At 71.3% G+C, this 24,102-nt stretch carries 18 protein-coding genes; 9 read left to right on the top strand and 9 right to left on the bottom strand.

The window, feature by feature from the left end:
* The first annotated feature begins 30 nt into the window (after positions 1–30).
* The 3 genes from OHA65_RS15365 to OHA65_RS15355 all read left to right on the top strand — a co-directional run bounded on the left by OHA65_RS15365 (position 31) and on the right by OHA65_RS15355 (position 2,751).
* Positions 31–801, top strand: a complete 771-nt coding sequence (locus tag OHA65_RS15365; protein ID WP_327283684.1) for a phosphoribosyltransferase family protein — start codon at positions 31–33, stop codon at positions 799–801.
* A 353-nt stretch (positions 802–1,154) separates the two neighbouring features.
* Positions 1,155–1,850, top strand: coding sequence for a ribosome hibernation-promoting factor, HPF/YfiA family (hpf, locus tag OHA65_RS15360; RefSeq protein ID WP_327283683.1), 696 nt, complete (start codon positions 1,155–1,157; stop codon positions 1,848–1,850).
* Positions 1,851–2,049: 199 nt separating this feature from the next.
* A complete protein-coding gene (locus tag OHA65_RS15355) occupies positions 2,050–2,751 on the top strand; it encodes a response regulator transcription factor (protein ID WP_327283682.1) in 702 nt (233 codons plus the stop codon).
* Positions 2,752–2,790: 39 nt separating this feature from the next.
* Here OHA65_RS15355 and OHA65_RS15350 read toward each other — a convergent pair whose 3' ends face one another.
* Positions 2,791–3,960 carry a winged helix-turn-helix domain-containing protein gene (locus tag OHA65_RS15350; protein ID WP_405762012.1) on the bottom strand — a complete coding sequence of 390 codons (1,170 nt, stop codon included), beginning with the start codon at positions 3,958–3,960 and terminating at the stop codon, positions 2,791–2,793.
* A 10-nt stretch (positions 3,961–3,970) separates the two neighbouring features.
* Positions 3,971–4,552 carry a GNAT family N-acetyltransferase gene (locus OHA65_RS15345; protein WP_327283680.1) on the bottom strand — a complete coding sequence of 194 codons (582 nt, stop codon included), beginning with the start codon at positions 4,550–4,552 and terminating at the stop codon, positions 3,971–3,973.
* A 241-nt stretch (positions 4,553–4,793) separates the two neighbouring features.
* Here OHA65_RS15345 and secA point away from each other — a divergent pair, with 241 nt between their 5' ends.
* Both secA and OHA65_RS15335 read left to right on the top strand, forming a co-directional pair.
* Positions 4,794–7,580 carry a preprotein translocase subunit SecA gene (gene secA / locus OHA65_RS15340; RefSeq protein WP_327283679.1) on the top strand — a complete coding sequence of 929 codons (2,787 nt, stop codon included), beginning with the start codon at positions 4,794–4,796 and terminating at the stop codon, positions 7,578–7,580.
* Positions 7,581–7,884: 304 nt separating this feature from the next.
* A complete protein-coding gene (locus tag OHA65_RS15335) occupies positions 7,885–8,040 on the top strand; it encodes a hypothetical protein (protein ID WP_327283678.1) in 156 nt (51 codons plus the stop codon).
* 7 nt (positions 8,041–8,047) lie between these two features.
* Here the strand turns inward: OHA65_RS15335 and OHA65_RS15330 are convergent, their stop codons facing one another.
* The gene (locus OHA65_RS15330) at positions 8,048–8,428 is read right to left on the bottom strand and encodes an Rv3235 family protein (protein ID WP_327283677.1); all 381 of its coding nucleotides are present in this window, start codon (positions 8,426–8,428) and stop codon (positions 8,048–8,050) included.
* A 303-nt stretch (positions 8,429–8,731) separates the two neighbouring features.
* Here OHA65_RS15330 and OHA65_RS15325 point away from each other — a divergent pair, with 303 nt between their 5' ends.
* The 3 genes from OHA65_RS15325 to OHA65_RS15315 all read left to right on the top strand — a co-directional run bounded on the left by OHA65_RS15325 (position 8,732) and on the right by OHA65_RS15315 (position 15,234).
* A complete protein-coding gene (locus tag OHA65_RS15325; RefSeq protein WP_327283676.1) occupies positions 8,732–9,232 on the top strand; it encodes a DUF6912 family protein in 501 nt (166 codons plus the stop codon).
* Positions 9,229–9,912: a haloacid dehalogenase-like hydrolase gene (locus OHA65_RS15320; protein WP_327283675.1), complete on the top strand. Its 684-nt coding sequence runs from the start codon at positions 9,229–9,231 to the stop codon at positions 9,910–9,912. Before OHA65_RS15325 ends, OHA65_RS15320 begins: the two co-directional genes overlap by 4 nt.
* Before the next feature lie 354 nt (positions 9,913–10,266).
* Entirely contained in the window at positions 10,267–15,234 is a 4,968-nt protein-coding gene (locus OHA65_RS15315) for an NAD-glutamate dehydrogenase (RefSeq protein WP_328762928.1), read from the top strand.
* A 158-nt stretch (positions 15,235–15,392) separates the two neighbouring features.
* On the opposite strand, the gene OHA65_RS15310 is transcribed toward OHA65_RS15315, so the two are convergent.
* Both OHA65_RS15310 and OHA65_RS15305 read right to left on the bottom strand, forming a co-directional pair.
* Complete coding sequence (locus OHA65_RS15310) at positions 15,393–16,187, bottom strand: ABC transporter ATP-binding protein (RefSeq protein ID WP_327285663.1); 795 nt, start codon at positions 16,185–16,187, stop codon at positions 15,393–15,395.
* A 28-nt stretch (positions 16,188–16,215) separates the two neighbouring features.
* Positions 16,216–17,124 (bottom strand): ABC transporter permease, encoded by a 909-nt coding sequence (locus tag OHA65_RS15305; protein WP_327283673.1) that lies wholly within the window; start codon positions 17,122–17,124, stop codon positions 16,216–16,218.
* A 138-nt stretch (positions 17,125–17,262) separates the two neighbouring features.
* On the opposite strand from OHA65_RS15305, the gene OHA65_RS15300 reads away from it, so the two are divergent.
* The gene (locus OHA65_RS15300) at positions 17,263–17,901 is read left to right on the top strand and encodes a TetR/AcrR family transcriptional regulator (protein WP_327283672.1); all 639 of its coding nucleotides are present in this window, start codon (positions 17,263–17,265) and stop codon (positions 17,899–17,901) included.
* Positions 17,902–17,944: 43 nt separating this feature from the next.
* On the opposite strand, the gene OHA65_RS15295 is transcribed toward OHA65_RS15300, so the two are convergent.
* From OHA65_RS15295 to OHA65_RS15280, 4 genes are all read right to left on the bottom strand, one after another.
* Entirely contained in the window at positions 17,945–20,218 is a 2,274-nt protein-coding gene (locus OHA65_RS15295; protein ID WP_371643701.1) for a CDP-glycerol glycerophosphotransferase family protein, read from the bottom strand.
* Positions 20,219–20,341: 123 nt separating this feature from the next.
* On the bottom strand, positions 20,342–21,253 hold the full coding sequence (locus tag OHA65_RS15290; protein ID WP_327283670.1) for a carbohydrate ABC transporter permease: 912 nt from the start codon (positions 21,251–21,253) through the stop codon (positions 20,342–20,344).
* Positions 21,250–22,578, bottom strand: a complete 1,329-nt coding sequence (locus OHA65_RS15285; protein ID WP_329313645.1) for a sugar ABC transporter permease — start codon at positions 22,576–22,578, stop codon at positions 21,250–21,252. Before OHA65_RS15285 ends, OHA65_RS15290 begins: the two co-directional genes overlap by 4 nt.
* Positions 22,579–22,582: 4 nt before the next feature.
* Complete coding sequence (locus OHA65_RS15280) at positions 22,583–23,989, bottom strand: ABC transporter substrate-binding protein (RefSeq protein WP_327283668.1); 1,407 nt, start codon at positions 23,987–23,989, stop codon at positions 22,583–22,585.
* Positions 23,990–24,102: the final 113 nt, after the last annotated feature.

Below are 24,102 nucleotides of genomic sequence, written 5' to 3'. Positions count from 1 at the left end.
GGTGCCCGGCGCGCCCGGCACAGTGAGGGCATGCGGGGGTGGTGGCAGGAGCTCGCCGGGCTGGTCCTACCGGCCGGCTGCACCGGCTGCGGGGCCGCCCGGATGCTGCTGTGCGCAGACTGCGCGCAGGCGCTGAGCGGGGCCGCGGCGGGGTGTGTGCGCCCGTCTGCGGGGCCCGCGGGGCTGCCCGTGGTGCATGCGGCCGCCGTGTACGAGGGCCCCGTACGGGAGGTCGTACTGGCGCACAAGGAGCGCGGGGCGTTGCCGCTGGCCGGGCCGCTCGGGGCCGCCCTGGCGGTGGCCGTCGGGCTCACCGCCGGGATTCCCGGCGGAGGCGGAGTCAGGGGCGGCGCGGCTGCGTTGGTCGCTGCCGAGGTGGTCCTCGTGCCGGTGCCCTCGGCGCGGCGCCAGGTGCGGGCGCGCGGGCACGATCCGGCGCGCAGGACCGCCCTGGCGGCCGCGGCGCGGCTGCGGCGGGCCGGTGTTCCCGCGCGGGTGGCGTCGCTACTGCGCCATGCCCGGCCGGTCGCCGATCAGGCGGGGCTGGGGGCCCGGGAGCGGCGGGAGAACCTCTCGGGGGCGCTGGGGGTGCGCCGCGGCGGCGGTGTGCGGTTGCCGGAGGGGGCGCGAGTCGTGCTGGTCGACGACGTGATCACCACCGGAGCCACGCTCGCGGAGGCGGCCCGGGCGGTGCGGGTGGCGTCGATCGGGAGGGTGGCGGGCGCGGCCGTGGTGGCGGCCCCGGCGGACTCTTTTTTGAGCAATTCCGTCGACAACCCGTACAGACCAACGTTCTTGTGAATAGATTTGGAACTCCCGGGGAAGGCGCATCGTTGCAGGTAGTGAGAAGGAACAGCCCCCTGAACGGAGGTACGGTCCGGTAGCGGGTGCCGACAACCGGCATGGAGGGATATGTTCGGTTGTAAGGAACTGGCGAGGCCTGGCCCCACGCATCGGATCGCACGTTTCGTATTTTCTGAATCTTCGTGTCAGAGGCTGTCTCTCGACTCCGAAGTCGGTGGGGTGTAGATCTTGCCGATGGGGGAGGAGGAGGTGAAAGTCGCCAGTCCGAGGCTCCGGTGTTCACCGGAGCCTGGTGCGAAAGGGAGACGCTTCGCCCCAGGAGGCGGAGCTATCCGGGAACGGAGTTCTGCGTGGACATCGTCGTCAAGGGCCGCAAGACCGAGGTGCCCGAGCGGTTCCGCAAGCACGTGGCCGAGAAGCTGAATCCTGAGCGGATCCAGAAGCTCGACGCCAAGGTGATCAGCTTGGACGTCGAGGTGTCCAAGGAGCACAACCCGCGCCAGGCCGACCGTTCCGACCGCGTGGAGATCACCCTGCACTCGCGGGGCCCGGTGATCCGTGCCGAGGCCGCCGCCGCAGACCCGTACGCGGCGCTCGACCTGGCACAGGACAAGCTGGAGGCCCGGCTGCGCAAGCAGCACGACAAGCGCTACACCCGCCGTGGCAACGGCCGGCTCTCGGCGGCCGAGGTCGCCGACGTGGTTCCCGGCGTGGCCCGGCTGAACGGGAGCGGCCAGCCGGTTACGGAGGAGGCGGCGGACGCGATCCCGACCACCCGGATCGGATCGCTGGAGGTACAGGGCGAAGGCCCGCTCATCGTCCGCGAGAAGACGCACTCGGCCGCACCCATGCCGCTCGACCAGGCTCTGTACGAGATGGAGCTGGTCGGCCACGACTTCTATCTGTTCGTCGACTCCGACACGAAGATGCCGAGCGTCGTCTACCGGCGCCACGGCTACGACTACGGCGTGATCCACCTCAACTCCGACCAGGCCTCCAGCTCGGGCGAGCCCGGCGCGGGCGCGGGCGGGGCGCTCGGCGGCTGACGCCGCGTCCTGAATTTCGGTGAAGTGCCCCCGGGGACACTGTGGTGTCCCCGGGGGCCTCTGTGTGGCTCTAATGCGCCAGGTGGCCGTCCGAGGCTCCCCGCCGGGTGGCGCGGGCATGGAATCATGGCGGGCAGTCAACCGGCGGACGACTCCGTCCGGTTGGCCCGGCAACTCGGTACATGCAGGGGGAGGAACGATGGCGGACAGCTTCGGGCCGGAGCGCGGTGACGACGGCGGTGAGCCGATCCGGGTGCTCGTCGTCGACGACCACGCCTTGTTCCGGCGCGGGCTGGAGATCGTCCTCGCGCAGGAGGAGGACATCCAGGTCGTCGGCGAGGCGGGGGACGGCGCGGAGGCGGTGGACAAGGCGGCCGACCTGCTGCCGGACATCGTGCTGATGGACGTGCGGATGCCCCGGCGCGGCGGGATCGAGGCGTGCACTTCGATCAAGGAGGTGGCCCCCTCCGCGAAGATCATCATGCTGACGATCAGCGACGAGGAGGCGGACCTCTACGACGCGATCAAGGCGGGCGCCACCGGATATCTCCTGAAGGAGATCTCGACCGACGAGGTCGCCACCGCGATCCGCGCAGTGGCCGACGGACAGTCGCAGATCAGTCCTTCGATGGCGTCGAAACTCCTCACCGAGTTCAAGTCGATGATCCAGCGGACGGACGAGCGGCGGCTGGTCCCGGCGCCCCGGCTGACCGACCGCGAGTTGGAAGTGCTCAAGCTCGTGGCAACGGGAATGAACAACCGCGACATCGCGAAGGAACTGTTCATTTCCGAGAACACAGTGAAGAACCACGTCCGCAACATCCTGGAGAAGCTCCAGCTGCACTCCAGGATGGAGGCCGTGGTCTACGCGATGCGGGAGAAGATCCTCGAAATCCGCTGAGTCCTCCTCCCCGTCCCGCGCCCGGATCCGCTCCGGGTCTCAGAGCGCGGCGAGTTCGGCGGTGACCGCGGCCGCCTCTTCGGGGGAGCCCGCCCGCTCGATGCGGACGGAGTCGCAGCCGACCCAGCCGGGCGCCTCGCGCAGCGCCTCGGCCATGGGGCGGGCCGCCTTGAGGGTGGTCAGGGACAGCTGCCGGGCGACCAGCGTGCCGCCCTCGCGGGCCGGGTCGACCCGGCCCTGGAGCCGCCCGCCCGCCAGCAGCGGCATCGCGAAGTACCCGTGCATCCGCTTGGGCTTGGGGACGTACGCCTCCAGCCGGTGCGTGAAGCCGAAGATCCGCTCCGTGCGCGGCCGGTCCCACACCAGGGAGTCGAACGGGGAGAGCAGGGTGGTGCGGTGGCGTCCGCGGGGGACCGTCGCCAGCGCGGCGGGGTCGGCCCAGGCCGGCTTGGACCAGCCCTCGACCTCGACCGGGACCAGGCCCGAGTCGGCGATCACCGCGTCGACCTGGTCGCCCTTGAGGCGGTGGTAGTCCGCTATGTCCGCGCGGGTGCCGACGCCCAGGCTCTGTCCGGCCAGTGCCACCAGGCGGCGCAGGCACTCGTGGTCGTCCAGGTCGTCGTGGAGCAGTGCGTCCGGGACCGCCCGCTCGGGCAGGTCGTAGACCCGCTTCCAGCCGCGCCGCTCGGTGCAGACCACTTCGCCGGTGTCCAGCAGCCACTCCACCGCGATCTTGGTCTCGGACCATTCGAACCACTCGCCGCCGTTCTTGGCGCCGCCCAGCTCCGTCGAGGTCAGCGGCCCGTCCGCCCGCAGCCGGTCCAGTACCGCCCGCGTCGAGCGCTCCTTGTCCTGCAGGACGTGCCACCGGTGGCCGCGGGCCCGGCGGGCCCGGCGCCGGAACGCGAAGTGCGGCCACTCCTCGATCGGCAGGATGCAGGCCGCGTGCGACCAGTACTCGAAGGCGTGCCGGTCCGACCAGTACGCCGACTCGACCGCCGGCCGGCCGACCGCGCCCAGGCGCGCGTACGGGATCAGCTCGTGCGAGCGGGCCAGGACGGAGATCGTGTCCAGCTGGACGGCGCCCAGGTGGCGCAGCACGCCCCGCACCCCACCCCGGCGGTCGGGCGCCCCGAGGAAGCCCTGGGCGCGCAGGGCGATCCGGCGCGCGTCGTCGGCGGACAGGGACACAGGGGCTGCGAGGGTCATGGGCCGGAGCCTAGGGGGTGCCACCGACAGCGGGGAGGTACGGGAGCGAGGGCGTCAGACCGAGGTCCGAGGGCAGCAGGGCGCCCACCCAGGAGTCCCGCGCGGTGCCGCGCCGCAGCACCGCGCCCCGCAGTACGCCCTCGAAGCGGAAGCCGGTCTTCTCCGCGACGGCCCGGGAGCCCGCGTTGCCGACCTCGGCGCGCCATTCCAGCCGTACGGCGCCCACGGCGGTGAAGGCCCAGCGGGAGACGGCGGCGACGGCCTCGGCCATGTAGCCGCGGCCCCGGTGCTCCTTGGCCGCCCAGTAGCCGATCTCGTACGAGCCCGGCCCGCGCACGTGCACGCCGACGGCCGCGACCAGCGGGCCGTCCGGGCCGAGGCGGACGGCGAAGCTGTACGCCGTGTCCTCGCGCCAGCCGGCGGGGACGGTCTCGGAGACGAAGCTGCGCGCGTGCTCGCGCTCGTAGGGGGAGGGCACCATCGTCCAGCGCTGGATGTCCGGGTCCTGCACCGCGGTGTACACCTCCTCCTCGTCGCCCGGGACGAAGGGGCGCAGGTGCAGCCGGGCCGTGTTCAGTGTCGTGGGCTCCATGTACGGATTCTGCGCGGCCGCGGCGGGCCGGGCGAGCAGTTTTCGCGCAAGACGTGCCGAGGACCCCGGCACCTTCCAGGTACCTCGTACGTTCTCATTCCGGGCGCCCGTGCCCTGCGGGATACGGCGGACCTCCCGACGCGACCTCGTCCTCGCTTACGATGGCCGTTGCGGTGGGGCCCACCCTCCGTGCCCGTGTACGAACCAGTGCCAGGCCCGACCGGCAAGGAGACAAACCTCGGTGTCCGTCTTCAACAAGCTCATGCGTGCAGGCGAAGGCAAGATCCTGCGCAAACTGCACCGCATCGCGGACCAGGTCAACTCCATCGAAGAGGACTTCGTCAACCTCTCCGACGCCGAGTTGCGGGCGCTCACGGACGAGTACAAGCAGCGCTACCAGGACGGCGAGAGCCTGGACGACCTGCTGCCCGAGGCGTTCGCGACCGTCCGCGAGGCCGCCAAGCGCGTCCTCGGCCAGCGGCACTACGACGTCCAGATCATGGGCGGCGCGGCGCTGCACCTCGGCTACGTCGCCGAGATGAAGACCGGTGAGGGCAAGACCCTCGTCGGCACGCTCCCCGCGTACCTGAACGCGCTGTCCGGCAAGGGCGTCCACCTGATCACGGTGAACGACTACCTGGCCGAGCGCGACTCCGAGATGATGGGCCGGGTGCACAAGTTCCTCGGCCTGGAGGTCGGCTGCATCCTGGCGAACATGTCGCCGGCGCAGCGCCGGGAGCAGTACAACAACGACATCACGTACGGCACGAACAACGAGTTCGGCTTCGACTACCTGCGCGACAACATGGCGTGGTCGGCGGACGAGCTGGTGCAGCGCGGCCACAACTTCGCCGTGGTCGACGAGGTCGACTCGATCCTGGTCGACGAAGCCCGTACCCCGCTGATCATCTCCGGCCCGGCCGACCAGGCCACGAAGTGGTACGCCGACTTCGCGAAGCTGGTCACCCGCCTGACCAAGGGCGAGCCCGGCGAGCCGCTGAAGGGCATCGAGGAGACCGGCGACTACGAGGTCGACGAGAAGAAGCGCACCGTCGCCATCCACGAGGTCGGTGTCGCCAAGGTCGAGGACTGGCTCGGCATCGAGAACCTCTACGAGTCGGTGAACACCCCGCTCGTCGGCTACCTGAACAACGCCATCAAGGCGAAGGAACTGTTCAAGAAGGACAAGGACTACGTCGTCATCGACGGCGAAGTCATGATCGTCGACGAGCACACCGGCCGCATCCTCGCCGGCCGCCGCTACAACGAGGGCATGCACCAGGCGATCGAGGCGAAGGAAGGGGTGGACATCAAGGACGAGAACCAGACCCTCGCGACGATCACCCTCCAGAACTTCTTCCGCCTCTACACCAAGCTGTCCGGCATGACCGGTACGGCCATGACCGAGGCCGCCGAGTTCCACCAGATCTACAAGCTCGGTGTCGTCCCGATCCCGACCAACCGCGACATGGTCCGCAAGGACCAGCCGGACCTGATCTACCGGACCGAGGTCGCGAAGTTCGCCGCCGTCGTCGACGACATCGCGGAGAAGCACGAGAAGGGCCAGCCGATCCTGGTCGGCACCACCTCGGTCGAGAAGTCCGAGTACCTCTCGCAGCAGCTCTCCAAGCGGGGCGTCCCGCACGAGGTGCTCAACGCGAAGCAGCACGAGCGCGAGGCCTCGATCGTCGCCCAGGCCGGCCGCCGCGGCGCCGTCACCGTCGCCACGAACATGGCCGGCCGCGGTACCGACATCAAGCTCGGCGGCAACCCGGACGACCTCGCCGACGCCGAGCTGCGCCAGCAGGGCCTGGACCCGGAAGAGCACATCGAGGAGTGGGCGCACGCGCTGCCGGCCGCGCTCAAGCGTGCCGAGGCGGCCGTGAAGGCCGAGTTCGAAGAGGTCAAGGCGCTCGGCGGGCTGTACGTGCTGGGCACCGAGCGGCACGAGTCGCGCCGTATCGACAACCAGCTGCGCGGCCGCTCCGGCCGTCAGGGCGACCCGGGCGAGTCCCGCTTCTACCTGTCGCTGGGCGATGACCTGATGCGCCTGTTCAAGGCGCAGATGGTCGAGCGCGTCATGTCGATGGCGAACGTGCCGGACGACGTGCCGATCGAGAACAAGATGGTGACGCGCGCGATCGCGTCGGCCCAGTCGCAGGTCGAGACCCAGAACTTCGAGACGCGCAAGAACGTCCTGAAGTACGACGAGGTCCTCAACAGCCAGCGCGAGGTCATCTACGGCGAGCGCCGCCGCGTCCTGGAGGGCGAGGACCTGCACGAGCAGGTGCGGTTCTTCATGGACGACACGATCGACGCGTACATCGCCGCCGAGACGGTCGAGGGCTTCGCCGAGGAGTGGGACCTGGACCGGCTGTGGGGCGCCTTCAAGCAGCTCTACCCGATCAAGGTCACGGTCGCCGAGCTGGAGGACGCGGCGGGCGACCGCGCGGGCATCACCGCCGAGTTCATCGCGGAGTCCGTCAAGGACGACATCCACGAGCAGTACGAGACGCGCGAGAAGGCGCTGGGCTCCGACATCATGCGCGAGCTGGAGCGGCGCGTGGTCCTGTCGGTCCTGGACCGCAAGTGGCGCGAGCACCTCTACGAGATGGACTACCTCCAGGAGGGCATCGGCCTGCGGGCGATGGCCCAGAAGGACCCGCTGGTCGAGTACCAGCGGGAGGGCTTCGACATGTTCAACGCCATGATGGAGGGCATCAAGGAGGAATCCGTCGGCTACCTGTTCAACCTGGAGGTCCAGGTCGAGCAGCAGGTCGAGGAGCTTCCGGTGCAGGACGCCCCCTCGCTGACGAAGGAGCCGGCAGCCGTGCGTCCGGAGATCCGGGCCAAGGGCCTGGACGCCCCCCAGCGGCCGGACCGCCTGCACTTCTCCGCGCCGTCGGTGGACGGCGAGGGCGGGGTCGTCGAGGGCGACTTCGACGCGGACGAGGCCGGGGACGGCATGACGCGGGCCGAGCGCCGCAAGGCCCAGAAGGCCGCGGGCGGCCGCCGCCGCAAGAAGTAGCCACCGCCCCTCGGGGCACCCCGGCCGGGGCCGGACACCACACGGTGTCCGGCCCCGGCCTCGTTGTGGGGCCGCACGTGACGGGGGCGGAAACCGGCCAGGGCCCGCCCATCCGATCGCACGCCCGCCCGTACGGAGGGCCCGGCGCTGCGCCGGGGCGGTGCCCCTCCCGCAACGCGCCCCCGGGCTGCTCCCGGCACCCTGCCGGGCGGTGTGCGCTGTGCACGGCGTCAAAGTTCGCCCCTGCTTTTTGTACAGATGCGGCTCATGACGGGCGGGGTGGCGGCGGTGCTTAACTGAGGTCATGGACAAGCGAGTTGAGGCCCAGCGCGCGCAGCCGCAGTTCGAGCTGCGGTGCGGCGGGCTGCACGTGATCATCCACCGCGTCCCCGCCTGGCTCGTCACGCTCGTGACCACGGCCGCCGGCACCGGAGCCGCCGCATGGTGGACCGGCCGGTAGGGGCCGGTCACGGCAGGGGGCCCATTTCGATGGCCGCGCAGCGCCAGCGGAGGTCGGGGCCCTGTTCGAGGCGGAAGGCCATCGCCGAGACGCGGTCGCCCGTCGCGATGCGCGCGAAGGCCTCGATCACGCCCGGTCCCGGGTGGAAGCGGCCGCACTGGCGCAGGACCGGGCGCAGGCGCTCCCGGAGCGGAGCCGCGGGGGCCAGGGTGACCAGCTGGTCGTAAGCCGGGCCCACCGTGTGGCCCAGCAGCGAGTGGACCGGCCGCTGGCCGCTGACCACCGCCAGGAGCCGTTCCGCGAACCAGTCGTGCGGGCCGCGGGGCGCGCGGGGGCGGCGCTGGTCGTGGCGGCCGGGGGGCCGGGTGGTGTTCCTGGTCCTGGTCATGGCGGTCGTCCCCGAGATGTGCGGGCCCGGAGCGGTACCGGGCGGTAACTTGTTAGGGGACTTCTACGGTCCGTGCACACCCTCCGCAACGACGCCTCCGGGGTCGCGGCGGGCCGGGGCGCCTTCACCTATCCGGGTGGGTGCGGTGCGGCCCCGGGCCGGTGGCCGCGGGTGCGCGGGGCACACCGTGGACGGAATCCGGCCGGCGCCCCGCAGCCCGAAGGGGGACCGCCGTCGTCACCCGGCGCAGTCCCGTCAAGTCGTATCCTGAGGGCGTTTTCCGACTACCGAAAGCAGCCGGCCATGCGCGTGTACGTCCCCCTGACCCTTCCCGGGCTCGCCGAGGCGCACCAGGCGGGTGAGCTGGGCCCCGCCCCGCTGCGGGCGTACGCCGTCACGCCCGGCCTGCGGGAGTGGTACGTGTCGGACGACCTGGAGGAGCTGGAGTACGCCGCGCTCGGCCGGGCCGCCGCCGCGTCCCTGCGCCTGCTCGCCGCGCAGGACGGCGCCCCGCGCAAGCGCGTCGTCGTGGCCGTCGACGTGGCCGACGAGGCCGCCACCGCGGCCCCCGGGGACGACGAGGCCGCTCTCGGCCGGGTGACCCTCGCCGCGGCCGTACGGCTGTCCGTGGCCGCCGCCGTGCACGTCGACGCCGATGAGGCCCTGGGCGACGTGACGGCCGCCGCCGCTGCCCTGGAGGCCGCCGACGCCGGGGACGACGACGCGCAGTCCACCGTGGACGGCGCCGAGGACCACGAACTGCTGTGGTTCGGCGTCCAGGAGATCCCGGGGCTGCTGAAATGAGCATCCCCGTCACCTCCGCCGCCGGCGTCCACATCGTCTGGGACTGGAACGGCACGCTGCTGCACGACATCGACGCCGTCATCGCCGCCACCAACGCCTCCTTCGCCGAGTTCGGCTTCGCGCCGATCACGCTGGAGCGCTACCGCGAGCTGTACGTCGTACCGGTGCCGAAGTTCTACGAGCGGCTGATGGGACGGCTGCCCACCGACGCCGAGTGGGAGGTCATGGACGCGACCTTCCACCGGCACTACTGGGCCGCCGCCGACGCCGCCGGGCTCACCGAAGGGGCCCGGGAGCTCCTGCGGGACTGGCAGGCGGGCGGACTCACCCAGTCCCTGCTCTCCCTCGCGCCCCACGAGAGGCTCGTACCCCTCGTGGAGGCGCACGGAATCGGCGGACACTTCCTGCGCGTCGACGGGCGCACCGGCCCCTCGCACACCAGCAAAGCCGTACACCTCATACGCCACATGGCGGCCATGGAGGGGACCGGAGTGACGGCCGACCGCACGATCCTCATCGGGGACGCCGTCGACGATGCGCTCGCCGCGGCTCATGTCGGCGCCCGGGCCGTCCTCTACACAGGTGGTTCGCACAGCCGTCGCAGTCTGGAACGAGCCGGGGTCCCCGTCGTGGACTCGCTGGCCGAAGCGGTACGCACTGCTCGCGAGCTGGCCGAATAAGTACTGGCTCCGGTCGGTCCGCGTCACTGCGCACATCGTCAAATTTACCGACCTGCTTTTGTACAGATCTGGTGCGTGACGAGGAGGGGGTCAGGCGAGATAGCCTGGTACCCGTGATCAGCGCGATAGTCATCGGGGGCATTGACGCCTCCGGCCAGCGCCCGGCGCACGACCGTGCCCGGGCCTTCGCTGATCCCCGCTGCCGGGACCTCGCGCCGATCATGGCCAAATCCCTCCCGGGCGGCTCTCACGACGGCATGGCGCCGATCCCGAACGGACACCCCGCATCGCGGCGCTACGTCATTCCTTCCTTCACCTACGTCACGCAATGGCGCGCGACAGGAGCCAGAGGACATGCAGACCAAGCTGGACGAAGCAAAGGCCGAGCTGCTCGCGCGGGCGGCACGGGTAGCTGAGAACAGCCCGGCCGGGGGGCTACTTCCGACTGGGTCCGAGCAGGGGGAGCGGGCCGACCGGGACACGACTCTCGCCTATCTCCAGCGCTACTACCTGCACACCGCCCCGGAGGACCTCCTCGACCGGGACCCGGTCGACGTGTTCGGGGCGGCGCTCTCGCACTACCGCCTCGCCGAGAACCGGCCGCAGGGCACCGCGAACGTACGCGTGCACACCCCCACGGTCGAGGAGAACGGCTGGACGTCCAGCCACTCGGTCGTCGAGGTCGTCACCGACGACATGCCGTTCCTCGTGGACTCCGTGACGAACGAGCTGTCCCGGCAGAGCCGCGGCATCCACGTCGTGATCCACCCGCAGGTCGTCGTCCGCCGTGACGTCACCGGCAAGCTGATCGAGATCCTCGGTCCCGACTGCGACGCGCACGGGCCCAAGACCGCGCGCCCCCACGACTCCCTCGTCGAGTCCTGGATCCACGTCGAGATCGACCGCGAGACCGACCGCGCCGACCTCAAGCAGATCACCGACGACCTGCGCCGCGTCCTGTCCGACGTCCGCGAGTCCGTCGAGGACTGGGAGAAGATGCGCGACGCCGCGCTGCGCCTCGCCGACGACCTCCCCGACGAGCCGACCGCGCCCGACCTGCGCGAGTACGAGCTCGAAGAGGCCCGCGAGCTGCTGCGCTGGCTCGCCGACGACCACTTCACCTTCCTCGGCTACCGCGAGTACAACCTCGTCGACGGCGACGCCCTGGCCGCCGTGCCCGGCACCGGCCTCGGCATCCTGCGCTCCGACCCGCACCACAGCGGCCAGGAGGACGACCACCCCGTCTCGCCGTCCTTCAACCGGCTGCCGGCCGACGCCCGCGCCAAGGCCCGCGAGCACCGCCTGCTCGTGCTGACCAAGGCCAACAGCCGCGCCACCGTGCACCGCCCCTCGTACCTCGACTACGTCGGCGTCAAGAAGTTCGACGCCGACGGCAACGTCGTCGGCGAGCGCCGCTTCCTCGGCCTGTTCTCCTCCGCCGCGTACACCGAGTCGGTGCGCCGCGTCCCGGTCATCCGCCGCAAGGTCGCCGAGGTCCTCGACGGCGCCGGCTTCTCGCCGCACAGCCACGACGGCCGCGACCTGCTCCAGATCCTGGAGACCTACCCGCGCGACGAGCTGTTCCAGACCCCGGTCGACAAGCTCCGCGAGATCGCCACCTCCGTCCTGTACCTCCAGGAGCGCCGCCGGCTCCGGCTGTACCTGCGTCAGGACGAGTACGGGCGCTACTACTCGGCGCTCGTCTACCTGCCGCGCGACCGCTACACCACCGGCGTGCGGCTGCGCCTGATCGCGCTCCTCCAGGAGGAGCTCGGCGGCAGCAGCGTCGACTTCACGGCCTGGAACACCGAGTCGATCCTGGCCCGCATCCACTTCGTCATCCGCGTCCCGCAGGGCAAGGAACTGCCCGTCCTGACGGACGGCGACGTCGAGCGCATCGAGGCCCGCCTCGTCGAGGCCGCCCGCTCCTGGGCCGACGGCTTCGCCGACGCCCTGGTCGCCGAGGTGGGCGAGGAGCGCGCCGCCGAGCTGCTGCGCAAGTACGGCACCTCGTTCCCCGAGGGCTACAAGGCCGACCACAAGCCGCGCGCGGCCGTGGCCGACCTCTGCCACCTGGAGCGGCTCTCCGCCAGCGACCGCCCGTTCGCGCTCTCGCTGTACGAGCCGGTCGGCGCGGGCCCCGGCGAGCGCCGGTTCAAGATCTACCGCACGGGTGAGCAGGTCTCGCTGTCCGCGGTCCTGCCCGTGCTCCAGCGCCTGGGCGTCGAGGTCACCGACGAGCGCCCGTACGAGCTGCGCGCCACCGACCGCACCAACGCGTGGATCTACGACTTCGGCCTGCGGATGCCGCTGCCCGCCGGCAACGGCGACAACTACCTCGGCGACGACGCCCGCGAACGCTTCCAGGACGCCTTCGCCGCGGTCTGGCAGGGCGACGCCGAGAACGACAACTTCAACACCCTGGTGCTGAGCGCCGGGCTCACCTGGCGCCAGGCCGTGGTGCTGCGCGCGTACGCGAAGTACCTGCGCCAGGCCGGCGTGAACTTCAGCCAGGACTACATGGAGGACACCCTCCGCAACAACGTCCACACCACCCGGCTGCTGGTCTCGCTCTTCGAGGCCCGGATGTCGCCCGGCCGCCAGTCCGCCGGCACCGAGCTCATCGACGCCATGCTGGAGGAGCTGGACGGGGCCCTGGACCAGGTCGCCTCGCTCGACGAGGACCGGATCCTGCGTTCCTTCCTCACCCTCATCAAGGCGACCCTGCGCACGAACTTCTTCCAGCTCAACGACGCGGGCGAGCAGCACGCGTACGTGTCGATGAAGTTCGACCCGCAGGCCATCCCGGACCTGCCGGCGCCGCGACCGGCGTACGAGATCTGGGTGTACTCCCCGCGCGTCGAGGGCGTCCACCTGCGCTTCGGCAAGGTCGCCCGAGGCGGCCTGCGCTGGTCCGACCGCCGCGAGGACTTCCGTACGGAGATCCTGGGCCTGGTCAAGGCGCAGATGGTCAAGAACACCGTCATCGTGCCGGTCGGTGCCAAGGGCGGCTTCGTCGCCAAGAACCTGCCGGACCCGTCGGTGGACCGCGACGCGTGGCTGGCCGAGGGCATCGCCTCGTACAAGATCTTCATCTCGGCGCTGCTCGACATCACCGACAACATGGTCGGCGGCGTGGTCGTGCCGCCGAACGGCGTGGTCCGCCACGACGAGGACGACACCTACCTCGTCGTCGCCGCCGACAAGGGCACCGCGACCTTCTCGGACATCGCCAACGGCGTTGCCGAGGCGTACGGCTTCTGGCTGGGCGACGCGTTCGCCTCGGGCGGCTCGGCCGGCTACGACCACAAGGGCATGGGCATCACCGCCCGTGGCGCCTGGGAGTCCGTCAAGCGGCACTTCCGCGAGCTGGGCCACGACACCCAGACCGAGGACTTCACCGTCGTCGGCGTCGGCGACATGTCCGGTGACGTGTTCGGCAACGGCATGCTGCTCTCCGAGCACATCCGCCTGGTCGCCGCCTTCGACCACCGGCACATCTTCATCGACCCGACCCCGGACGCGGCGACCTCGTACGCCGAGCGCCGGCGCCTGTTCGAGCTGCCGCGCTCGTCGTGGGCCGACTACGACTCGGCTCTGCTGTCCTCGGGCGGCGGCGTCCACCCGCGTACGGCGAAGGCGATCCCCGTCAACGCGCAGATGCGCGCGGCCCTCGGCATCGAGCCGGGCATCACCAAGATGACCCCGGCCGACCTGATGCAGGCCATCCTCCAGGCCCCGGTGGACCTGCTGTGGAACGGCGGCATCGGTACGTACGTCAAGGCCGGGACCGAGACGCACACCGACGTCGGCGACAAGGCCAACGACGCCATCCGCGTCAACGGCGGGGACGTCCGCGCCCAGGTCATCGGCGAGGGCGGCAACCTGGGCCTGACCCAGCTCGGCCGGATCGAGTTCGCCCGGATCGGCGCCGGCGGCGAGGGCGGCAAGGTCAACACCGACGCCATCGACAACAGCGCGGGCGTGGACACCTCCGACCACGAGGTGAACATCAAGATCCTGCTCAACGCGGTCGTCGCCGACGGGGACATGACCGTCAAGCAGCGCAACAAGCTCCTGGCGGAGATGACCGACGAGGTCGGCCACCTGGTGCTGCGCAACAACTACGCGCAGAACACGGCCCTGGCCAACGGCACCGCCCAGGCCCCCAGCCTGCTGCACGCCCAGCAGCGCTTCATGCGCCGTCTGGAGTCCGCCGGACGGCTGGACCGGGGCATCGAGTTCCTGCCCACCGACCGGCAGATCCGCGAACTGCTGGGCGCCGGCAAGGGCCTGACCCAGCCGGAGCTGGCCGTCCTGTTCGCCTACACCAAGATCACGGTGGCGGACGAGCTCATCGCCACGGAGCTGCCGGACGACCCGTACCTGCGCCGTCTGCTGCACGCGTACTTCCCGGCCGCCCTGCGCGGGAAGTTCCCGGAGCAGATCGAAGGGCACGCGCTGCGCCGCGAGATCATCACGACGCTGCTCGTCAACGACACGGTCAACAGCGGTGGTTCGACCTTCCTGCACCGGCTGCGCGAGGAGACCGGGGCCTCCACGGAGGAGATCGTCCGGGCGCAGCTCTCGGCGCGCGAGATCTTCGGCATGGCCGAGGTGTGGGACGCGGTCGAGGCGCTGGACAACAAGGTCGCGGCGGACGTCCAGACCCGGGTGCGGCTGCACTCGCGGCGCCTGGTCGAGCGCGGCACCCGCTGGCTGCTGAACAACCGGCCGCAGCCGCTCCAGATCACCGAGACCATCGAGCTGTTCGCCGACCGGGTGGCCCACGTCTGGTCCGAGCTGCCCAAGCTGGTGCGCGGCGCCGACCTCGACTGGTACCAGTCGATCGTGGACGAGCTGACGGGTGAGGGCGTGCCGGAGGAGCTGGCGGCCAAGGTCGCCGGGTTCTCCTCGGCCTTCCCGACGCTGGACATCGTCGCGATCTCGGACCGCACGGGCGTCGACCCGCTGGGTGTCGCCGAGGTGTACTACGACCTCGCCGACCGCCTGGACATCACCCAGCTGATGGACCGGATCATCGAGCTGCCGCGGTCCGACCGCTGGCAGTCCATGGCCCGTGCCTCCATCCGCGAGGACCTGTTCGCGGCGCACGCCGCGCTGACCGCCGACGTGCTGGGGGTGGGCAACGGCGAATCGACTCCCGAGGAGCGCTTCAAGGCGTGGGAGGAGAAGAACGCGGCGATCATCAGCCGGGCCCGGACGACCCTGGACGAGATCCGGGGCTCGGACGACTTCGACCTGGCGAACCTGTCCGTCGCGATGCGGACGATGCGTTCGCTGCTGAGGGCGCACGGCTAGGCCCCGCGGGGCCGTGACGCCATGACGTCATGACGCAAGGGCGGCTCGGGCTTCGGCCCGGGCCGCCCTTGCGCGTCCGCGGTGAGCCGGTGTGACGGGGGCGGGCCCGGGACCTGATGGTCCCGGGCCCGCCCGTTTCCCCTGGTGCGCGTCGCTCGTCAGCGGCCGGAGGTGAACCTCTCGTACGCGTCGCAGACCTCGGCGGAGGGGCCGTCCATGCGCAGGACGCCGGACTCCAGCCAGATCGCCCGGTCACAGGTCTCGCGGACCGTGCCGATGCTGTGGCTGACGAGGAAGACGGTGCCGGCGTGCTCGCGGAGTTCCTCGATGCGGGCCTGGCTGCGGCGCTGGAACGCGGCGTCGCCGGTGGCGAGGGCCTCGTCGATCATGAGCACGTCGTGGTCCTTGGCGGCGGCGATGGAGAAGCGCAGCCGGGCTCCCATGCCGGAGGAGTACGTACGCATGGGCAGGGAGATGAAGTCGCCCTTCTCGTTGATGCCGGAGAAGTCGACGATGCCCTGGTAGCGCTCGCGGATCTGCTGCTTGGACATGCCCATCGCGAGGCCGCCGAGGACCACGTTGCGCTCGCCGGTGAGGTCGTTCATCAGGGCCGCGTTCACGCCGAGGAGAGAGGGCTGGCCGTGGGAGTAGATCTTGCCGCGGGCCACCGGCTGGAGGCCGGCGATCGCGGAGAGCAGGGTGGACTTGCCGGAGCCGTTGGAGCCGATCAGGCCGATGGCCTCGCCCTTGTACGCGACGAAGGTGACGCCCTTGACGGCGTGCACCTCGCGCATGCCGGGGGCGGGCTTGCGGGAGAAGATCCGGCTGAGGGCGGCGGTGGCGCCGCCCTTGCGGGCACCGGAGCCGTGCACCTTGTAGATGATGTGGACCCCGTCGGCGATGACGGTGGGGACGCGGGTGTCGTCGACCGGTGCGGCCGGTGCGCCGCTCACGGATGCGACAGCGTGTGCGGTTGCGGTGTCAGCCACGGCCGTACTCCTCCTCAGCCTTCCAGAAGTAGATGAATCCGCCGACGCCCGCGAGCAGGGCCCAGCCGACGGCGATCGCCCACACGTGGTGCGGGAGCGCGTGCGCATCGAAGCTGTCGATCAGCGCGTAGCGCATCAGGTCGATGTAGACGGCCGCCGGGTTGGTCTTGAGCACGACGGTGACCCAGTGCGCGAGGTGGTCCTTCTTGAGCATCTGGTCGATGGACCACATGACGCCGGAGGAGTACATCCAGGTGCGCAGGACGAACGGCATCAGCTGGCTGACGTCCGGGCTCTTGCTGCCGATGCGGGCCATCACCATGGCGACGCCGGCGCAGAAGACTGCCATCAGGACCAGGGTCGGGGCGACCAGCAGCCACTTCGCGGTCGGCGTCTGTCCGCAGGCGAACAGCAGGAGGACGAGCGCGCCCATCGTGACGAGCAGCTGCTGGAAGAGCTGGACGACGGTGGACAGCGGCAGGCTGGCGCGGGGGAAGTGCAGGGCGCGGACCAGGCCGAGGTTGCCGTGGACGGCGCGGGTGGAAGCGTTGATGGAGCTCCCGATGAAGTCCCAGACGAAGACGCCGGTGATCAGGAACGGGATGTAGTCCGGCACGTCGTGGCTGGCGTTCATGACGACGCCGAAGATGAAGTAGTAGACGGCCGCGTTGAGCAGCGGGGTCACCAGGTGCCAGACCTGGCCGAGCTTGGCCGTGCTGTACGTGGCGTGCATCCGGGCGGTGGCGTACGCGGTCACGAAGTGGCGGCGGCCCCAGAGCTGGCGCACGTAGCTGGGGAGCGAGGGGCGGGCGCCGCTGACGGTCAGGCCGTGGGCGGACGCCAGCTCTGCGAGCGTGGCGGCCGGGGCGGGCCGGGCCGGCGTAGTGGTCACGGGGGTCACGGGGGGTCGCTTTCGACGGGGTCAGTGCGTCGGGACGGGTCCGTATCGTCGCTACGGCGAGAGTAGGGCGCGGTACGACGGAACGCAACCGTATCGTCGTGACGAGTGGGTGACGGCGTGCGCGGCTATGCTCGCTGCATGACCACGGACCCTGCCGACGCCGCCGTCCCCGCACCCGCCCGCCGCACCCCCGCCGGGGCCGCCGTCCTGCGCGAGGACGTGACCGAGGCGATCCGGGCGGCGGTGGTGGAGGAACTGGCCGCGGTCGGGTTCTCGCGGATGTCCATCGAAGGGATCGCGCGGCGCGCGGGCGTCGGGAAGACGGCCGTCTACCGGCGCTGGAAGTCGAAGCTGCACCTGGTGCTGGACCTGGTGGGTGCCTTCGCGGTGGACGGCCTGCCGGTGCCGGCGACGGGCTCGCTGTACGGCGACGTACGGGCCCTGCTCGAAGTGATGTCACACGTGCTGCGGCACCCGGTCGCCTCGGCGGTCATCCCCGACCTGCTGGTCGAGGCGGCCCGCAACCCGGAGATCGCGGACGCAGTGCGCGGCGCCCTGCTGGACGGGGAGCGGCGGATGGCCGAGGGGATCGTCTCGGAGGCCGTAGCACGCGGCGAACTGGCGGCGGGGACGGACCCGGGCCGGGCCCTGGACCTCGCGATCGGCCCCCTCTACTGGCGCCAGGTGGTGGCGCGCGACGCCGTTCCGGGCCCCTACCTGGACGACCTGGCCCGCTCGGTGGTGGCAGGCCTGAAGGCCGTGTCGCCCGGGTCCTGACCGGCGGATCCGGCCGGACCGGCCGGACCGCCCGCGCCCGCCCCTACGGCCACACGCCCTGCGTGGTCACGGACGCGAGCGTGGGTTCCGGCACGCCGGACGGGGCCGGCGGCGCCGGGCGGCGGTCCGGGAGCGGGACGACCGCAGGGACCGCGGCCGGCTGGCCCAGGAAGACCCGGCGCACGACGCGCTCGGCCGCGTGCCCGTCGTCGTACGAGCAGAACCGCGACCGGAACGCCGCCCGCAGCTGCGCCGAGCGCGAGCCCCGCCAGTGCCCCGTGGCGAAGATGTCCACCAGCTCGTCCTCGGTCCGGGCGATCGCCCCCGGCGGACACGAGCGCAGGTCGAAGTACGTGCCGCGGGCGGCCTCGTACGCCTCCCAGTCCTCCGCGTGGATCACGATCGGCCGGTCCAGCGCCGCGTAGTCGAACATCAGCGACGAATAGTCCGTCACCAGCGCGTCCGACGCCAGGCAGAGCTCCTCCACCGACGGGTACCCGGAGACGTCGACCAGGCGCGGGTGGCACACCGCCGGGACGGACGCGTCCGCGTACGTCAGGTGCGTGCGCGTCAGGATCGTGAAGCGCGGGCCCAGGTCCCGCAGCACCCGCTCGAAGTCCAGGTGTTCGGGCCGGCTGCGCCGGTAGTCGCGGTGGGTCGGCGCGTACAGGATCGCGGTCGAGCCCGCCGGGATGCCGAGGCGTTCGCGCAGCGCGACGACGTCGTCCACGGTGGCCCGGTGGAAGGCGTCGTTGCGCGGGTAGCCGTATTCGAGCGTCGTGTACGAGGACGGGATCGCCTTCTCCCACACCAGGGTGGAGTGGCGGTTCGCGGACAGCAGGTAGTCCCACTGGTCCGCGCCGCGCAGCAGGCCCGCGAAATCGGTCGTCGGAGTGGCTGCCGGCCGGTCCTGGAGGTCCAGGCCGACCCGCTTGAGCGGGGTGCCGTGCTGGGTCTGGAGGAGGACCTGGCCCGGCCGCTTGACCAGGGCCCGGTCGAAGTTGACGTTCGTGGTCAGGTACGCGGCCCTGGCGAGCGCCGTCCAGTACGCCGCGGAGCCCGGGCGCAGCGCGGCCGTCTCCGGCGGGAGCGTCGCCGCGTGCCGCGGGTCGCAGATCCACGCCGTCCGCATCCGGGGCGCGAGCTCGCGCAGCTTGGCCTCGATGGCCGCCGGGTTGCAGGCGTAGCCGCCGTGCCAGTACGCGGAGAAGACCGCCAGCTCCGGCCGCAGCGGCAACAGCCGCTGGAGGCGGTAGTGCAGGCGCAGCGCCGTCTCGCGCAGCCCCCGCCACAGCGACACCCCGGCGCGCCCCGCCGCGAGCGCGGCCGAGCGGAGCACCGACAGCGTGCGGTACGTGCGGCGCACGCCGAGCCGCATCAGGGCGTGCCGGACCCGGTCGGTGCGCGACAGCGACAGCGACTGCGGCAGCGGCGGCGAGCCCGCGGCCCGGTAGCGGCGCAGCAGCGCGGAGGCGCGTTGGAAGAACTCGGCCCGGCAGGCGCGCGGGAGGCGGCGCGGGTCGGCGTACAGGGCGCAGAAGTGCTCGGCCATCCGCCGGTGCAGGCTGGGGCGCCAGCGCTCCAGCTCGGGGCGGGAGCCGAGGTATCCGAAGACCCGGTCGTACTGGTCGAAGATGTCCAGGTGGCGGCGGCTGGTGGTGGTCAGGATCGAGCCGGTGCGCCGCTGGCGGTAGTGCACGCACACCCGGTCCAGGACCGCGATGGACTCGGCGGCCAGCAGCGCCGGATAGGTCCAGGGGGTGTCCTCGTAGAAACCGGGCGGGAACGCGAGGCCCTCGCGTTCCGCGAACTCGCGGCGGTACGCCTTGTTCCACACCACCATCAGCATGCCGAGCAGGGCCGGGCGGTCCGCGAGCCGGAAGCTGGCCGGACCCTCCTCGGCCAGCCGGTGCGAGAGCCGGTTGCGCACCAGCTCGCCGGTCCAGAAGGTGCGCGCGTAGTCGTAGACGAGGACGTCCGGGGATCCGGTGTCCTTGAGCCGGTCGGTGATGGCCCGCAGGGCGCCCGGGGCGAGGGTGTCGTCACCGTCGAGGAAGACCAGGTAGTCGCCGGTGGCCCGGGCCAGGCCCGCGTTGCGGGCCGGGCCCAGGCCCAGGTTGTGCGCCAGGTGCACCGCGGTCACCCGGGGGTCCCGCGCCGCGTACTCGTCGATGATCGAACCGCAGGCGTCCGGCGAGGCGTCGTCGACCGCGATCAGCTCCAGATCCGGGTACGACTGCGACAGGACCGAGTCCAGACTCTCCTGGAGGTACGCCTGAACGTTGTACGCGGGCACGATGACGCTGAACCGGGGCACGGCACATCCAGGGGTCGGCGCGGGTTTATTGCCCCAGAACCCCTGGCGTGGCGATCGGGTTACGCAGCGTGCGGCATTCGGGTTACACAGCGTCAATCCCGCACGTCAACCACCCGAATTGCGCTATTTGACCGCTCCCGCCATCACCCCCGAGACGAACTGCCGCTGGAAGGCGAAGAACACCACGAGCGGAACCACCATCGAAAGGAACGCGCCGGGCGCCAGCACGTCGATGTTGTTGCCGAACTGCCGTACCTGCTGCTGGAGCGCGACCGTGATCGGCGGGTTCGCCGAGTTCGCGAACACCAGCGCGACCAGCATGTCGTTCCACACCCACAGGAACTCGAAGATGGCGAGCGAGGCGATCGCGGGCCCGCCCAGCGGCAGCACCACCCAGGCGAACAGCCGCAGTTCGCCCGCGCCGTCCAGCCGGGCCGCCTCCAGCAGTTCGCGCGGGATCTGCGCGAAGAAATTGCGCAGCAGGAAGATGGCGAACGGCAGCCCGAACGCGGTGTGGAACAGGACCACCCCGGCCGTGGTCTCGAACAGCCCGATGGAGCCGAACAGTTTCGAGACGGGGATCAGCGCCACCTGCACGGGGACGACCAGCAGCCCGACCACGACCAGGAACAGCCAGTCCCGGCCCGGGAACTCCAGCCAGGCGAAGGCGTATCCGGCCAGCGATCCCAGGACCACCACGAGCAGCGTCGCCGGGACCGTGATGGCCACCGTGCTGAGGAGGGCGCTGGTGATGGTGTCGTCGGCCAGCAGGTGTGCGTAGTTGTCGGTCGTCAGCCGTGCCGGCGCGGTCAGCGCCTGCCACCAGCCGCCCTCGTTCAGGTCGGTGGGGGAGAGGAAGGAGGAGATCAGCAGCCCGAGCGTCGGCAGCAGCCAGAACAGTGCGGCCAGGACCAGGAACACGCGGACGGCTCCGGCCGCCGCACCGGCAGCGAGCCGGCCGGCCCGTGCACCGGCACGGGGGGCGGGGCGGGCGCCGGCACCCGCTCCCGGGCGGGCCTGGGCGGAGGTGCTCATCGGGACCCCTCCTTCCGCAGCCTGCGGATGTTGTAGAGCATGACCGGCACCACCAGCGCCAGCAGCAGCACCGCGATGGCACTGCCCAGGCCCGGATCGGCGTCGGTGCCGAACGAGGTGCGGTACAGCTGGAGCGCCAGGACGTTCGCGTCGTCCTGCACCGAGCCCGGCGCGATCACGAACACCAGGTCGAAGATCTTCATCACGTTGATCACCAGGGTCACGAGGACGACCGCCAGCACGGGCGCCAGCAGCGGAACCGTGATCCGGCGGAACACCTGCCACTCGTTCGCCCCGTCCACCCGCGCCGCCTCCAGCAGCTCCCGAGGCACGGCGGCCAGCCCCGCCCCGATCAGCACCATCGCGAAACCGGCCCACATCCACACGTACGCGCCGATCACCGCCGGGGTCACCAGCGTCGGGCCGAGCCACTCCACCCCCGCGTACGCCTCCCGGAAGTTCGACGCGGGAAGCCGCAGCAGTGCCCCGTCGGCCTTCGCGGACAGGGTGAACGTGCCGTCGGCGCGGGCCGTCGCCGAGTCGACCACCCGGCCGTCCTTGACCGCTTCGATCCGGATGCCCGCGAGCCCGGACTCGGTCGGGTCGACCGCGTTCGTCCGGCCCCCGCCGCCCCGGGTGAAGTCCTGCCAGGCCGTCCCGGTGACCTTCCCCGGCTCGGCGGGTGCCGCCACGGCCGTACGGGTCCCCCCGGGCAGGGCCTCGGGGGCCACGCCGACCAGCGGGAGCAGCACCGGCACGCCCGCCCGGACGGGAGCACGGGTCGTGAAGCCGCCCGCCTGCTCCCCCTCGGCCGGGACCAGCGGGGAGTCGCGGCCCGGCCGCGCCTTCGGGAAGGCCGAGGACTGCGCGAAGGTGTCGTGCACCCCGACCCAGACCGCGTTCGCGACCCCCCGATCGGGGTCGTGGTCGTACACGAGCCGGAAGATGATGCCCGCCGCCAGCATCGAGATCGCCATCGGCATGAACACGAGCAGTTTGAACGCCGTGCCCCAGCGCACCCGTTCGGTGAGCACCGCGAAGATCAGACCGAGGGCGGTGGCCGTGGTCGGCGCCAGCACCACCCACAGCGCCGTGTTCTTCAGGGCCGTGCGGATCGTGTCGTCGTGCAGGATCTCCCGGTAGTTGCCGCCGCCCACGAACGTGTCGCCGGAGCGGTCGAAGAAGCTGCGGTAGATCGAGTAGCCGATCGGATGCACGACCAGCGCGCCGAGCAGCACCAGGGCGGGCAGGAGGAACGCCGCCGCGACGAGGCGGCGGCGCCGGGCCTCCGCGGACCGTGCAGCCGACGTGGCCGGGGCCGCCACGGGATCAGTTCCCGTAGGCCTTGGCCGCGTCCGCCTCCAGTCTGGCCTGGGTGCCCGCCACGTCCGACGGGTTCGCCAGGAAGTCCTGGAGCGCCTTCCACTCGCCCGCCCCCGGCGTCCCGCCGAACGCCGCCGGAGCCTGGTCCGACATGTCGAAGCGGAAGTCGTCGCCCGACGCGATCAACGCCTTGGCGATGCCCCGCTGGATGTCGTTCGGATAGGCCTTCAGGTCCACCGACTTGTTCGGGGAGACGAAACCGCCCTCGCGGGCCTGGATCTCCGCCGCGTCCGGGGAGGCCAGGAACGTCAGCAGCGCCTGAGCCCCCTTCGACGGCTTCAGCGCGACCGCGACATCGCCGCCCGAGACCACCGGCGCCTTGCCACCGACCGCCGGAAACGGGAAGACGAGCGCGTCCTTGCCCACCTTCGCCTCGGTCTGCCCGATGTTCACCGCCACGAAGTCACCCTCGTAGACCATCGCGGCCGCCGGCCGGTCGCCCCCGGTGAAGGTCTGCGTCACCGACTTCGGGAACTCGGTGGCCAGCGCCCCGGCCGTGCCGCCCGCCAGGAAGTCCTTGCGGCCGAACAGCTCCCCGAGGGTGATCAGCGCCTGCTTGACGCTGTCGTCCGTCCACTTGATCTGGTGCTTGGACAGCTGGTCGTACTTCTGCGGGCCCGCCTGCGAGAGGTAGACGTTCTCGAACCAGTCCGTCAGCGTCCAGCCGTCCGCACCGGCCACCGAGACGGCCGGCGTACCGGACGCCGAAAGGGTGTCGGCCGCGGTCAGCAGCTCCTTCCAGGTCTTCGGCGGCTGCACGCCCGCCGCCTCGAAGGCCTTCGCGTTGTACCAGACCAGAGACTTGTTGGCGGCCTTGTAGTACACCCCGTACTGGGTGCCGTCGACCGCTCCCAGTTTCTTCCAGCCGTCCGAATAGTTCTTGTCGAGCTGAGCCCGCGCCTCCGGCCCCACCGGCTGCACCCACTTGTTCTGCACCGCCGACACCAGCGCCCCGACCTGCGGCAGCAGCGCCACGTCCGGCGGCTGACCGCCCGCGATCTTCGTGCCGAGGAACGTGACGATCGGGTCCTGCGCCGGGACGAACGTGACCGTCGCACCCGTCCGCTTCTCGAACTCCTTCAGGACCTTCGTGAAGTTCGCCTGCTCCGGTCCCGTCCAGACCGCGGCGACCTCCAGCTTCTCGCCGTTCAGCTTCGGTAATTCCACCCGCTGCCCGGCCGTCGAGGCCTCCCCGCCCTGCGGCGGGTCCTCCTTCTCGTCACCGCCGCCCCCGCACCCGCTCAGCGTCAGCGCGCCCGCGGCCACCAGGGCCGCCCACGCGGCCGCCCGGCCGTTTCTGCGGTCCTCCGTACGACTACGGTCCTTCGTGCGGCTCGTTCCCTGCCTGCGCATGGCTCTGCCCCCGGATGCCCGTGGTGTGACTCGTCCCACAAGGTCTACGCCGAGCCGCGCACCCCCGCAATACCGCCTCGCCCGCGCCGCAGCGTGTCGCTGCGGGCAGTTCC

This window comes from Streptomyces sp. NBC_00045, assembly GCF_045041095.1.
Classification (GTDB): Bacteria; Actinomycetota; Actinomycetes; order Streptomycetales; family Streptomycetaceae; genus Streptomyces.
The sequence above is the reverse complement of the archived record's forward strand: the minus strand, read 5'-3'. Positions and strand labels throughout refer to the sequence as shown.